This is a genomic window from Alteromonas sp. ABH4_457, from assembly GCF_056160625.1.
The window spans coordinates 64,396-78,267 of the sequence record NZ_JBSWXN010000002.1; the positions used below are offsets into that span (position 1 = coordinate 64,396).

Consider the following 13,872-nt stretch of genomic DNA (forward strand, 5'->3'; position numbering starts at 1 on the left):
CTACAAAGTAACCAGTTCAGGTTTCCCGCCCGCTTCCTGATAAATCGTCGCGGCAGCCGATAAGGTCTGCTGATAACTGGTAATAACCGACAATTGTGCCGAGAACCAGCTTCGTTGCGCACTCAGCAAATTCAGAAAATCGATATCACCGGCTTTGTAGCGAATTTCAGCTAACCGGTATAACCGTGCGTTGTTTTCCATTGAAGCGACATCCAGTTCATAAGCCGCTTTCAGGTATGCATAGTTGTCCAGCGAATCCAGCAGCGACTGAGACGCGGTTAACGTGGTGGCGCTGTAGTTATTCCATGCCAGAGCAAGATCCACATCGGCAATCTTCTTACCGGCATCGATACGGCCACCGTCGAACAGTGTAGCGGCGCTGTTTAGTGCGGCACTCACACTCCAGCCGGAAGCCAGATCGAGCAAATCACTGACTGATAAGCTACCGCTCAGACTTAATCCCGGCAGCCCCTGAATGCCCGCCAGATACACATCGATATCAGCCTGCTTCAAAGCAACATCAGCAATCTGCACATCAGGGCGTTGCTTTAACACCGCAGCCGGTTGATACAATTCAATATCCGGCAGAACAAACGACAGCAGCTTTTCTTCACCACTGATGGCGGTTAAGGTTTCATCCCCCAACAGAACTGCAATGGCGCGGCGGCTCAATGTAGCCTGATAATTCAGTCGTAACAGTTCACCACGGGCACTGATCATGGTGTTCTGTTGCTGGCTCACCTCGATACCCGACGCATCCCCTTCCTGAAAGCGAATGTCCACCAGCTTATATAATTGATCAGCCGCTTCGTAGTTTTGTTTAGCGATGACAAGGCGTTGCTCAAGCGACAATAGGGTAAAGTACTCACTGGTCAGCAAACCCTGCACCTGCAATGCAGCACTGCGGCGGGAAAACTGCTGACTGTCGATACTCAGCTTATTGCCAAGCTGAGTGGCTTCACGACTGCCCCATACATCAAAAGTGTAACTGACACCCACACTGCCGGATGTACTGTTTGACTCTGTGCCGGTATCAAGGTTTTTTCCACTGCGGCCGCTTGCACTGGCAGTAATATCCGGAATATTGTCGGCCTGACTCTGACGTAAAATCAGCTCAGCCCGTTGCAGCCGCAGTGCAGCTTCTTCCAGTGTCAGGTTACTGTCTGCCAGGCGAACCATGAGTGCATTTAATCCCTCAGAATTAAACACACTCCACCAGTTTTCCGCAATGTCTACGCCGGCGCCGTCCTGTGTATAGATATCAAAAACATCCGGTTGTGTTTTTGACTTTTGTCCGTCCAGGTCTGACGGGGTATACGCACAACCTGTCATTAATGCTGCTATCAGCAAACATCCTGATTTTTTCAAAACTCAATCCTCTGATAACGCATCAATGGGGCTAAGGCGGGATGCCTTGAGTGCAGGAGCATAACCGAACAGTACGCCCACCAGCAGCGATGTAATAAATGCCAGTACAGGCGGTAGCAGTGTATAAGCCACTGAAATGGAAAACTGGGACACGATCAGGATCACCAGATACCCGAGCAAAATGCCCACACAGCCGCCGAGAATACACACCACCCAGGCTTCAATATTGAATTGTTTAAGAATATCGGCCGGCTTGGCACCGGTGGCCATCCGCAGACCAATTTCCCGTTTACGTTCAGACACATTCACCAACATGATATTCATCACGCCAATACCGCCAACAAATAACGATATGGCAGCAACAGACGCTAAAAGCCATGTAAGCGTATTTTGTGTCTCGGTAACCGCCTCAACCAGAGAGTCAGTGGTAAACACCATCACATCTTCTGTACCATGACGTTCGGTGAGAACAGCAAGGACTGCATCCTTCACATCTGATGCGACTTCTGAACTGGCGGCTTTAATCGTTATGCCGCTCAGGTATTCACGGCCAAATACCTTTAGCCGTCCGGTTGTAATGGGGATCAGCACTTCGTCATCCTGATCACTACCACCGGCAGTTGCGCCCTTCGATTTTAATACACCAATCACCTGATACAGGCTGTTTGACATAAGTATGTACTTACCAACCGCCTGCATCTTATCGGTAAATAAGGTTTCAGCAACCGTATCACCTATCACCACAACCGGTGCATAATTGTTCACGTCTTCGGTAGTGAAAAATACGCCCTGCGCCATTTCCCAGTCTTTCACGTGAAGGTAATCCGGCGTGGAGCCTTTAATCCTGCCCGAGAAATCATTTTCCCCATAGCGCATGGTATTGCGTGAAGAACGTTCCGGCGCAACGTAGGTCACGCCGGGAATATCACGTAATGCGTCAGCATCTGCCAGAGTCAGCGTCGCTACATCACCGGAATTGCGCATATTTTTACCGCCCGGCCGCACTGAAATCAGGTTGGTACCAATAGCTTCAATACGCTTCAGTACGTCCTGTTTCCCTCCTTCCCCGATAGCCATCATGGTGACCACCGCTGCTACTCCAATGATAATCCCCAGCAGGGTAAGTAAGGTACGGAACCAGTTTAGCCGCAGTGATGAAAAAGCCATGCTCAGTGCCGCAATGCCGGAAATACTTTTAAACGGTTTTATCGACGATGTCTGTGCAGCAGATGTCGTCACCGGCTGAGCCACTTCCCCCGAATCAGACACGATTTTTCCGTCCAGCAGATGCACCTGACGCTGAGCATGTTCTGCCACAGCCGGATCGTGGGTGATAAGAATGATGGTAACCCCTTCCCCGTGCAGTTCTTTCAGCAGATTAAGCAGTTGCTCTCCGCTGGCAGAGTCCAGTGCACCGGTTGGCTCATCAGCCAGAATAACCTCTGCACCGTTTATCAGTGCGCGGGCAACAGATACCCGTTGTTGCTGACCACCGGATAATTCACCGGGGCGGTGATCCTGCCGGTCACCCAGCCCGAGCTTGGTCAGTAACGCTGATGCACGCTCCTCACGTATGCTCTTATCGGTGTTACTGTATATTGCCGGCAGCGCAACGTTTTCCGTCGCGGTGAGGCTGGCGAGTAACTGATAACGCTGAAATACGAAGCCGAAGGTTTTCAGGCGCAGCGCTGACAACTGTTCCTGTGACAGCTTGTTCACATCGTGGCCGTGAATGGTATAACTGCCCGACGTGGGCGTGTCCAGACAGCCGAGGATATTCATCAGGGTCGATTTTCCGGACCCGGACTGCCCCATGATGGCAACAAACTCACCTTTTTGGATCCGCAGTGAGACACCGTCCAGCGCCCTGACTTCTGTACCTTCAGTTTGATAACTGCGGGTCACATTCGCCAGTTCAATTAAAGGTACGTCAGCCACGTGGCCCCCTCATAGGCGGACCACCCATGGGACCTCCGAAACCACGGTCGTTATTATCTTTAGTGCCTGCAGCAGCTGATGCCTGTCCGGAAACAATTTCATCACCTTCATTCAGACCGGATAAAATCTGAACTTCAGTGCGGGTACTGACCCCGGTCTTTACCGGCTTTCTTACCAGTTCACCCTGCTCACGGACCATGACGAATTTATCACGGGGAGGCCCTTTAACCGCAGCCAGCGGGACTACCAGGGTATTTTCTTCCTTCTCTTCAACAAAGAAAACCTGGGTAGTCATAGAGTCCATCAACGTACCTTCGATGTTTTCCACATCCACCAGCACCTGATACAACACGACATCGTTTATGATTGTGGGAGTCGGTAAAACCTGACGTACTACAGAGTGATATTTCTTACGGGTATTTCCAATAGTGGAGAAGTACACCGGCATACCACGCTTAATACTTTCCACATCAGCTTCAGAGACTTCTGCCCGCAATGTCATGGTAGTAAGGTCAGAGATCTGCAGCAGCTCCGGTGCGTTCTGGTTCGCGTTCAATGTTTGTCCTTCGCGAACAGCAATAGATGCTACCGTACCGCTGATTGGAGCATAAATTTTAGCAAAGCCCAGTGTCGCTTTATCACCGGCCAGAGATGCTTCGTCAGCTTTAATTTGCGCAATACTGGCTTTAATTTTTGAATCCAGTACTTTGACGTCGATACGGCTGCTGATAGCGGTATCAGCGCTCACCGCATCCTGCTCAAACAGATTATTGTTCCGCTTTTCGCGCAGCAACGCCAGTTCCCGCTCAGCCTTCAGCTGAGCGAGGTTCGCGTTCTTTACGTCCAGCGCAAATTCTGCGTTCTGTACCTGTGTTTCAAAGACTGTCGCATCAATTTCCACCAGCAAATCGCCGGCTTCCACCACATCACCTTCTTCCACATGGATTTTCTCAACCTGACCGGACACCTGTGCACCAACGACAACATAACGTTTGGGTTCAAGCTGGCCCGTTGCAATGATGTTCTTTTCGATGGTACCCCGGCCAACCTGCGAAAATGAAAATGCGCTGATGTCACGGGCGGGGGCTGCGAACATGTTCCATGCAGCGTAGGCGGGTACAGCAATGACAACCAGTAACAGCAGCCATTTTACCCATCGGTGGGATCCTGGTGATAACACAGTCTTTCCTTAAGTGAAAATACCTAAAATACAAAAGCCCGCATCTTTACACTACGGGCTTTACACAACTTAACATTACTTCACAGTGGTCCACAGACAAGGCTGGACGGGGCGTGACAATCAGATTAGTTTTATCTTGCGCCTTCATAACCCGTTTGCCGCCAACTTTCGTAAACGAAAACTGACACGGCATTGGACAGATTCATGCTGCGGCTGTCTGGCAACATGGGGATGCGTACGCGTTGCTCCGGAGGCAGGGACTGAATAAACTCGTCGGGCAGACCACGGGTTTCAGGGCCGAAGATTAACGCATCACCTTTCTGGTATTTCACATCACTGTGAAAGGCTTTGCCTTTAGTGGTACAGGCGATAATGCGCGCCGGTTGTTCGCTTTTGAGATAAGCGTCCAGACTGGCGTGGCGCTTTACGTCGGCAAATTCATGGTAGTCGAGACCAGCACGTCTGACACGCTTATCGTCCCAGTCGAAGCCCAGAGGCTCTATCAAGTGCAGGGAAAAGCCTGTGTTAGCACACAAACGGATAATGTTGCCGGTATTGGGCGGAATTTCTGGCTGGTATAAAACGATATCAAACATGGTCACATCACGAATTTTGCTGTGGAGCAAGGATACGGTGTGACAGGACATGAGACAAGCCCACAGCGGAGGAAGGGCGGTTGCTGTGGGCAGTTTTGGTGCAATGGACCGTTACAGTGCGTTAAGCACCCTGTTAGTTTGCGCCTGAGCAGCCCAGCGGCGTGCACGACGTTGCGCTACGGAGTTTCCGACAAACTCAACCACTTTATCTGACAAAGGGCTGAAAGTACTGATTGCATGCCCGTAAACAGAAGATAAATCTGTATTTTTGGGCGCTTGTAAACGCATTGTTCTTAATGAAGCATAATTTTGCATGATTTTCTGGCCTCGCATTGCTTTATAGGGCAACTTTTCTGTCGTTAAGTTTTATTTTGTTACGGTTCACTCTGACGAGTCTTCCCGTGTCTTATACGAAAGTATTGCATTAGCCATACCGCAATTTTCAGTGTCATTAAAATTTAATAAAAAACGAAGTCAGGTCAGTCATTTACAGGGTTCACCCGGTCAGCAGAATAAAGTGCCGGCGATTCTGTCCCCCCGTCTGAGTGTGTAAAATAGAGACACTTTTGTAAATCAGGCGAGAAAATCGAGGATCCTGTTCATAGCAGGCTCGCGGATCCGGTCTGCTTCAATGAGAATCTCGTGATACGCCCCCTCACAGGAATGCAGAACAGCATCCGGCATGAGTCCGGCCACCCTTCGCTGCCTGCGGTTATCCACCACCGTATCGTCGCCGGCACTGAGAATTAACACAGGTTGCTTAATATCACCGGCATTATTCTCAATAAAATCCATGGCTTTCATGGCCGCTCTCAGCCAGTGAACGGTTACACCGCCAAGCTGGACCTCTGGCGTGTTTGCGTAAGTATCACGGAACAAACGGTATCGCAGTTCGCTGTGTGTGAGATGATTGGCATCGAAGGTAACCGGCGAGTAATCTTTTTGCCCGATAAAATAGCCTTCCTGCTGCCCGGCTTTCTGATACCGGCGCTCCACCATATTGAGCAAGGAATTGGCAATCCAGCCCGGTAACGCGGGACGTATACCAAACATGGGAGAACAAAAAACAAGTTTCTGAAACAATGACGGATGGGCCAGAGTCGTGAGTGCCCCAATCGCACACCCCATGCTGTGGGCAAGCAGGTAACGCTCTCCGTCAGGTTGTCTGGCTGATACCACCTCTGTAATGAAGAGGTGAAGGTCACTGACATAATCTGCAAAATCCCGGACGAAGCCCTGATGCGGATTAGCGGTCATTCTGTCCGACAGCCCCTGCCCCCGGTGATCCATAATGAAAACAGCAAAGCCCTGATTGTACAGATCAAACATCACTTCCTGATACTTCAGGTACGCTTCAATACGGCCGCTGCTGATAACAATGGTAGCGGCAGGCTGCGCAGGAAGACAAAACGCATAAGCCAGCTTCACGCCGTCTCTGGCAGTCAGCACACCTGAGGTAACATGCTGCTGCCAGAACGCAGGAATGGCATCGCTGTTATGAATTAATGAGTGCTCTGTGGAGATTGTCCGGACCATGTATCACGCCCGTCCAGTGGCAGAGAAATGGTGACAGTCAGTCCACCGGACGCATTTCGGGTTGCTTTAATGTCGCCATGATGCATTTCCACTGCGGCTTTTGCAATGGCAAGTCCCAAACCAACCCCGCCGGACTCACGATCTCTGGCAAGACTTGCACGGTAGAACGGTGCAAATACAGAGCTGCATTCCTCTTCAGATAGCCCCGGGCCGTCATCCTTAACCACAACAGACCATTGCGACTCGTTCACAGAAATGGCTACCGATACGGAAGACTCCGCGTAGCGAATGGCATTTCTCACTACGTTTTCAACGGCACTGCATAACTGCATACTGTTCACGTTAACGGTTTGCTGTGGCAATGCTGCAACCTCAAACCGGATATTCCGGTTAGACGCTTCGAATCTGGCGTCGGCAAAGGTACGGTCAAACAGCACGCTTATCATCACCGGAGAGATTTCCGGCTTGCCGGACTCTGCCCGGGTTAATGTAAGCAACTGTCCGATCATCGAGTCCATCCGTTCGGCTTCCCGCTCTATCCGGGCAAGAGCCGCCGGATCTACGTTCTGTTGATGCGCCAGACCGACCGCCATTTGCAAACGGGCAAGAGGAGAACGTAATTCGTGGGAGATATCGGCCAGTAGCCGCTGCTGTCCTAACCACATTTGTTCGAGCTGCGATGCCATGGCGTTAAAATCGCGGGATAAACTTCCTAACTCGTCACGGCGGCCATCGGCTTCCTTCACCCTGGCTTTCCAGTTACCCCCCGCCAGTTCACGACTGGTTTCCTGCAAGATAGTGATGGGACGTACCAGAGATCGGGCGAAAAGATAAGATAAGACAATGGTAATCACCAGTGCGATACAAAGAAAATACTTGAGTGGCTGCTGACTGTCGGGAGGCCCGTTCATCAGAGAAACATAAATGGCAAAATCCTTTCCGTTAATATCCACTCTGGCAGGCCCGATTGTCTCAAAATTTCCCCGCACCAGTGACAACGGTGAGGCCTGCTTAGCCAGTCTAGTCAGATCATCCTCTTCACTGCGCCTGACTGGTGGCCCTCCTCCCTGCACCATCGCGCCGTCATCAATGCCTACAGCGATAAGTCTGTGCCGGCTTATCCGGTCAGCTTCTTCCAGAATGCGGCGGGCGGGTTTAGCGCCGTCTTCCTGAATTACACGATTAATAGCAGCAACAGCACGGTTCAGGGCTTCCAGCTCACGCGCATCCGGTGCACGGACTTCTGCGTGTTCATTGAAAAAACTCACCGCATAAAAAGTCACAACTGCGGTAAAAATAAAGGTTACCCAGAACCATAAAAACAAACGCCCGACTAAACGCCGGGCCGGATTGAAACGTGCAAGTGAATTCATGAAGCCAGTCTTAGTAAATATCCCGACCCGCGAATGGTTTTTATCTTTTCATCATTCGTGGTTTCAGCAATCTTCTTTCGCAGATTACTGACATGCATATCAATACTGCGGTCAAATGCCTGTAACTTCTTACCCAGTACTTTCTGGCTGATGTCATCTTTCGTGACCAGCTGACCGGCATTGATCATGAGTAAATGCAGTATAGCAAATTCGGTGTTAGTGAGTGTCAGCGCCACATTATGGCTTGCCACTGTCTGCCGGCTCATGCTCAGTGATATATGGTTTACAGACAAATCCTGTTGCTGCCTGGACTGGGTAGACATTTCCAGACGGCGGAAAATGGCCTTCACCCGCGCCACCAGTTCACGGTGATTAAATGGCTTGGGTAAATAATCATCAGCCCCGAGTTCAAGTCCGAGGATGCGATCATAATCATCGCCCCGGGCGGTTAGCATCAGTACCGGGGTTAAATGGCTAATACGCAATTTTTTAAGCACTTCAAAGCCATCCAGTTGAGGCATCATGACGTCCAGCAGGATCAGGTCAACAGACTCACCGGAAGTTGCCGCCGCCAGACCACTGTATCCGTCATTGGCCACGGTTACACTGTAACCGGTTGCCTCAAGATAAGTTTTCAGCATGTCCGTCAGTTCACGGTCATCATCAATGATCAAAATAGACTGCTTTGTCGCTGTGGCGACCATCTCATTGCCTCCAAAATTCTGCGGCTTAAAAAAACGTTGGGTGTGCGTTGATGACATTGAACGTAATACTGACATGGAGAAAACGGTCTGTGTCATGGCATGGCTCCTGTCCTGCTGATAGTAAGTTTACCTGACTCCGACCACCGTAAAGACGCGATGTCACCAACTTTACAGAAGCTTTACAGTACCACTAAACAACTTTGCAGAAATCCCGCCTACACTGACTTAACAATAAGCACGAGTCCACCGACGTTGGCACACACTTCAATGCCAACCGCCGGACCGGCGTAAACCGGTCCGGCTTTTTCTCTTAATACTGCGGTTTCAGCGGCAAGTAATCTTCAGCGAAAAATAACGGCGATGTGATAATAAGGTCAGCAGTCGCCGAAGAACACGCCACCGGCACATTCCATACCGAACACAGGCGCAGCAGCGCTTTTACATCAGGATCGTGAGGGGCAGGATTAAGTGGATCCCAGAAGAAAATCAATGCATCCAGTTTTCCTTCGGCAATGAGCGCTCCAATTTGCTGGTCGCCCCCGAGCGGACCACTCTTAAAACGTTTGATACTCAGTCCGGTATCGTCTGCAATCAGACCACCGGTGGTACCCGTTGCCACCAGTTCGCATTTTTGCATACTGTCTAAATGTTTATTCACCCACGCAAGGAGTTCTGCTTTTTTATGGTCATGGGCAACCAGTGCAACGGTTTTTTTGTTCATTTTTGTGTCCTTTCTTTCTTACCACAGGCAGTAAATATGTGCGTATCGTGACAAAACGGTGTGCCGCCGGACTGTCAAATAATCTTCATACATACCATTTATATTACGAAATTCACCGCGCCTGGCACAGAGAAATATTTATACATATTTATTGCATATTTATTCGCAATGAGTATCATAGGCGACGGTTTAGTAATCTCTGCAGCATTCGATAGGCGCTCTAAGTCAGCCATGGCAACGTTTTATCGTGAAGACAGAGAAAATGACAGGACAATCTCATGATTCAACCAACCAGCAGGCCCGACCAGCAGGTTGACAAGGTAAAACAGTTTAGCTCTCCCCTGGCTGGCTACACATTGCATTATGTACACCGACGATCCGGTGTGAATTTGCTTTTGCGGTAGCGCACTTTTTACCTTTGTACGCGGGCGAATGAAAACAGTATCCCTTTCATTCGCGTACAAAGGTAGAAAGTGATTTTTTATCCCTCTACAGAATTAATTAAACCTATTATGTTAAAAGTATCAGTTATCGGAGCCAGTGGTTACACTGGCGCACAACTCGTTGATTTAGTTCATCGTCACCCTGCTATGGATTTGCTGGGCACCTATGTTTCTGAAAACAGTGCCGACGGCAATAAATCCATTGCTGCGATCCACGGTCAGTATGCACACCTGAGCCAGTACATGCTTACGCCGATGAATGACAGCACGTTAGACACACTCGCAGATACCATGGATCTGGTTTTCCTGGCCACGCCTCACGAAGCCAGTCACGACTGGATGGCTGCACTGAGTAAAGGCAAAGCCAAAGTGCTGGATTTATCCGGCGCATTCCGCATTAAGAACACTGAAGTATTTGAACAGTTCTACGGTTTCAAACACACCTCAGAAGCATGTCTGGATAAAGCGGTGTATGGCCTTGCTGAATGGTATGCCAAGGATATTGCGGCAGCGAAAATCGTTGCCGTACCGGGTTGTTACCCCACAGCTTCACTGACAGCGTTAAAACCTCTGCTGGAAAATGGTTTGTTAGACAGTGCCGTGCGCCCGGTTATTAATGCTGTTTCCGGCGTGAGTGGTGCTGGTCGTAAAGCCGCATTGAATAACAGCTTCTGCGAAGTAAGCCTGCAGGCTTACGGCGTGCTGGGTCACAGACACACCCCGGAAATCGAGGCATGGCTTGGCACCGGAGTGATTTTCACCCCGCACCTGGGTAACTTTAAGCGGGGCATTCTGGCCACGATTACTGTGAAATTGAAGCCGGGCGTCAGCGCTGAGCAACTGTCATCTGCCTATCACACCGCTTATGAAGGCAAACCTGTTGTCCGCATTCGCGATACCTTCCCGAAAATTGATGATGTAGTGAATACGCCGTTTGTTGATTTGCACTGGAAACTGGATCCTCAGTCAGGCTATGCCGTTATTACCAGCGCCATCGACAATACAATGAAAGGTGCAGCCTCGCAGGCAATGCAATGTGCAAACCTGGTCAGTGGCCTGCCCGACGCTCAGGGACTGATTGCATAATGAAATTGTCTCCTATTGTTATTAAAGTGGGCGGTGCGCTGCTTGAAGATGAAAATGCGGCGTTGTCATTACTGACTTCTGTCGGTGAAGTCATGAAGACCCGTCCTGTGGTCATCGTACATGGTGGCGGTCCGCTGGTTGAAACACTGATGGCCGCACTGAATCTGCCCAGCCAGAAAATTGATGGTCTGCGGGTAACACCGGACGAACATATGCCGTACATCTGCGGCACTCTGGCCGGCAGTGCGAACAAAGCACTGTGTGCACTGGCAATCCGTAGCGGATTAACACCTGTTGGCTTGTCCTTATTAGATGGCAACATGGTAAGCTGCGAGCCGCTGGATGAGAAATACGGTGCCGTTGGCGTGCCTTCGGCAAACAGCCCGGAACTGCTTAAAGCATTAACCGGCAAAGATCTGTTACCGGTAGTCAGCTCCATCGGTGCCAGTGCGCAGGGCCGTTTGCTGAACATTAATGCCGACCAGGCAGCCACCGTAATCGCCCAGTTGCTTGACGGCGAGTTACTGCTATTGTCTAACGTCAAAGGCGTGCTTGATGCAGATAAAGCGCTGTTAAGCTCATTAAACCAACAACAAATAGACAGCCTGGTTGCCGGTGGTGTAATCACAGACGGCATGAAAGTAAAAACAGATGCGGCTCTGCTGGCAGCTTCGTCCCTGGGACGTCCGGTCACCATCGCCAGCTGGGATGCCAGCATCAGTGACATTTTAAATAAGGATACCGGTACGCGCATCGCGCCATAGCCGTATTGAGGATATTGACCATGAAACAGGATTTATTGTCCTTTGCTAACTGGACACCCGAAGACACGAAGGCGCTGTTAGATTTAGCCGTAACCATCAAACAAAACCCGGCGAAGTACAGCCAGGTGCTGGCAGGTAAATCTGTTGCAGCACTGTTTGAAAAGCCTTCTCTGCGTACCCGCGTAAGTTTCGATATCGGCATTAATAAACTAGGTGGCCATATGGTTTACCTGGACGTACAGGGCGGCAAACTGGCCGGCCGTGAAGATAACGTAGATACCGCTGCCAATCTGGCGTGCTGGGCAGACGCTATTGTTGCCCGTGTGTTCTCACACAGCACGCTTGAAGACTACGCGAAAGCGGCAAAAGTACCGGTGATCAATGCGCTTTGCGATAAGTATCACCCGTGTCAGGGTCTGGCTGATTACCTCACCATGTACGAAGCGTTCGGAAAAACCGAAGGCCTGACTATGGCTTATATCGGTGACGGCAACAACGTAACCCATTCATTACTGATTGTTGGCGCACTGCTGGGCTGCAACCAGGTTGTGGTTACACCGCCAGGACACGAAGCCGATCCGGAAATTGTTGCGCAAGCACAAGACATTGCCGCTAAAACCGGCGTTAAAATAGTACAAAGCAACGATATTGATGCCGCTACCGGCGCTGATGTGCTTTATGCTGATACCTGGTTATCAATGGGCGATGATACGCCCCTTGAAGCCATTAAAGATAAATTTATGCCTTATCAGGTCAACGAAGCCCTGATGGAAAAAACCGGCGCACAATATGTCATGCATTGTCAGCCTGCTCACCGCGACCTGGAAATCACCGGTTCGCTTATCGACAGTGACAAATCACTGCTGATGCAGGAAGCAGAAAACAGAATGCATGCCCAAAACGCAATACTGACCAAACTACTAGGTTCCTGAGAGGACAGGTTTAATGAAAAAGAACGTGAATAAAGTCGTACTCGCCTATTCCGGCGGGTTAGATACCTCAGCCATCATTCCATGGCTGAAAGAAAACTATGACTGTGAAGTGGTGGCATTTGCCGCTGATGTCGGTCAGGGTGATGAAGAACTGGTTGGCCTGAAAGAAAAAGCTATCGCTTCCGGTGCCAGTGAATGTCATATCGTTGATCTGAAGGAAGAGTTCGTCAGCGAATACATTTATCCGACCATCACTACCGGTGCTATTTACGAAGGTGAATATCTGCTGGGTACTTCTATGGCCCGCCCTGTGATAGCAAAAGCACAGGTAGAAATTGCCCGTAAAGTTGGCGCAGATGCGCTGTGTCACGGTTGTACCGGTAAAGGTAACGACCAGGTGCGTTTCGAAGGCACCTTTGCTTCTCTGGCACCTGATCTGCACGTTATCGCGCCATGGCGTGAGTGGGACATGGTTTCCCGTGAAGATCTGCTGGCATACCTGGCAGAACGTAATATCAAAACGACAGCTTCTGCGACCAAAATCTACAGCCGTGATGCAAACGCATGGCACATCTCCCACGAAGGTGGTGAGCTGGAAGATCCATGGCAGGAGCCTACCAAACAAATCTGGACAATGACTGTTGATCCGGAAGATGCACCTGACCAGGCGGAACGTGTCACTCTGTCTTTCGAAGAAGGTCGTCTGACGAAAGTGAATGATGAAGCCCTGTCGCCATACCAGGCACTGGTTAAGCTGAACACCATTGCTGCTGCACATGGCGTTGGCCGCATCGACATCGTAGAGAACCGTCTGGTAGGTATGAAGTCCCGCGGTTGTTATGAAACGCCGGGAGGCACAGTAATGGTAGCGGCGTATAAAGCGCTGGAAACCATGGTGCTGGATAAAGCCTCGCTTAAATACCGTGAACAGATTGGTTTGGAATACTCCCACGTGATGTACGACGGCCGCTGGTTCACTCCGCTGAATGATGCCCTTCTGGCCGGCGCTGCGTCTTTCGCTAAGCGCGTAACCGGTGACATCGTTGTGAAGCTTTACAAAGGTCAGGCAACCGTGACGCAACGTCGCTCACCGAACAGCCTGTACTCTGAAGATTTCGCAACCTTCGGTGCTGATGATGTATACGACCAGAGTCATGCTGAAGGCTTTATCCGCCTGTTCAGCCTGTCCAGCCGTATCGAAGCACTGAAAAAGCAGCAGTAACAGGAGAAT

At 50.3% G+C, this 13,872-nt stretch carries 13 protein-coding genes; 4 read left to right on the top strand and 9 right to left on the bottom strand.

All coding sequences use genetic code 11. The annotated features are described in order from the left end of the window. The 9 genes from ACXAGR_RS03530 to ACXAGR_RS03570 form a co-directional block, all read right to left on the bottom strand. Positions 1 to 1,368, bottom strand: coding sequence for a TolC family protein (locus ACXAGR_RS03530; protein ID WP_474848168.1), 1,368 nt, complete (start codon positions 1,366 to 1,368; stop codon positions 1 to 3). A 3-nt stretch (positions 1,369 to 1,371) separates the two neighbouring features. Next, positions 1,372 to 3,306: a MacB family efflux pump subunit gene (locus ACXAGR_RS03535; RefSeq protein WP_474848169.1), complete on the bottom strand. Its 1,935-nt coding sequence runs from the start codon at positions 3,304 to 3,306 to the stop codon at positions 1,372 to 1,374. Then, the gene (locus ACXAGR_RS03540; protein ID WP_474848170.1) at positions 3,299 to 4,486 is read right to left on the bottom strand and encodes an efflux RND transporter periplasmic adaptor subunit; all 1,188 of its coding nucleotides are present in this window, start codon (positions 4,484 to 4,486) and stop codon (positions 3,299 to 3,301) included. Before ACXAGR_RS03540 ends, ACXAGR_RS03535 begins: the two co-directional genes overlap by 8 nt. Before the next feature lie 131 nt (positions 4,487 to 4,617). Continuing rightward, on the bottom strand, positions 4,618 to 5,082 hold the full coding sequence (trmL, locus tag ACXAGR_RS03545) for a tRNA (uridine(34)/cytosine(34)/5-carboxymethylaminomethyluridine(34)-2'-O)-methyltransferase TrmL (protein WP_474848802.1): 465 nt from the start codon (positions 5,080 to 5,082) through the stop codon (positions 4,618 to 4,620). A gap of 111 nt (positions 5,083 to 5,193) precedes the next feature. Continuing rightward, positions 5,194 to 5,397, bottom strand: a complete 204-nt coding sequence (locus ACXAGR_RS03550) for a hypothetical protein (protein ID WP_474848172.1) — start codon at positions 5,395 to 5,397, stop codon at positions 5,194 to 5,196. Between the two features lie 258 nt (positions 5,398 to 5,655). Continuing rightward, entirely contained in the window at positions 5,656 to 6,618 is a 963-nt protein-coding gene (locus tag ACXAGR_RS03555; protein WP_474848174.1) for an alpha/beta fold hydrolase, read from the bottom strand. Then, positions 6,585 to 7,991 carry an ATP-binding protein gene (locus tag ACXAGR_RS03560; RefSeq protein WP_474848176.1) on the bottom strand — a complete coding sequence of 469 codons (1,407 nt, stop codon included), beginning with the start codon at positions 7,989 to 7,991 and terminating at the stop codon, positions 6,585 to 6,587. The genes ACXAGR_RS03555 and ACXAGR_RS03560 overlap by 34 nt, the downstream gene beginning before the upstream one ends. Next, complete coding sequence (locus tag ACXAGR_RS03565; RefSeq protein WP_119503501.1) at positions 7,988 to 8,695, bottom strand: response regulator; 708 nt, start codon at positions 8,693 to 8,695, stop codon at positions 7,988 to 7,990. Before ACXAGR_RS03565 ends, ACXAGR_RS03560 begins: the two co-directional genes overlap by 4 nt. Before the next feature lie 310 nt (positions 8,696 to 9,005). Further along, complete coding sequence (locus tag ACXAGR_RS03570; protein WP_303572012.1) at positions 9,006 to 9,416, bottom strand: methylglyoxal synthase; 411 nt, start codon at positions 9,414 to 9,416, stop codon at positions 9,006 to 9,008. Positions 9,417 to 9,928: 512 nt separating this feature from the next. On the opposite strand from ACXAGR_RS03570, the gene argC reads away from it, so the two are divergent. Genes argC through ACXAGR_RS03590 form a run of 4 tightly spaced genes read left to right on the top strand, consistent with a single transcriptional unit; the run spans position 9,929 to position 13,863 of the window. After that, positions 9,929 to 10,945 (top strand): N-acetyl-gamma-glutamyl-phosphate reductase, encoded by a 1,017-nt coding sequence (gene argC / locus ACXAGR_RS03575; protein WP_474848178.1) that lies wholly within the window; start codon positions 9,929 to 9,931, stop codon positions 10,943 to 10,945. Further along, the gene (argB, locus tag ACXAGR_RS03580) at positions 10,945 to 11,709 is read left to right on the top strand and encodes an acetylglutamate kinase (protein WP_349589757.1); all 765 of its coding nucleotides are present in this window, start codon (positions 10,945 to 10,947) and stop codon (positions 11,707 to 11,709) included. Before argC ends, argB begins: the two co-directional genes overlap by 1 nt. Positions 11,710 to 11,729: 20 nt before the next feature. After that, the gene (locus ACXAGR_RS03585) at positions 11,730 to 12,641 is read left to right on the top strand and encodes an ornithine carbamoyltransferase (protein WP_474848180.1); all 912 of its coding nucleotides are present in this window, start codon (positions 11,730 to 11,732) and stop codon (positions 12,639 to 12,641) included. Positions 12,642 to 12,654: 13 nt separating this feature from the next. Next, a complete protein-coding gene (locus tag ACXAGR_RS03590; RefSeq protein ID WP_474841436.1) occupies positions 12,655 to 13,863 on the top strand; it encodes an argininosuccinate synthase in 1,209 nt (402 codons plus the stop codon). Positions 13,864 to 13,872 lie beyond the last annotated feature (9 nt).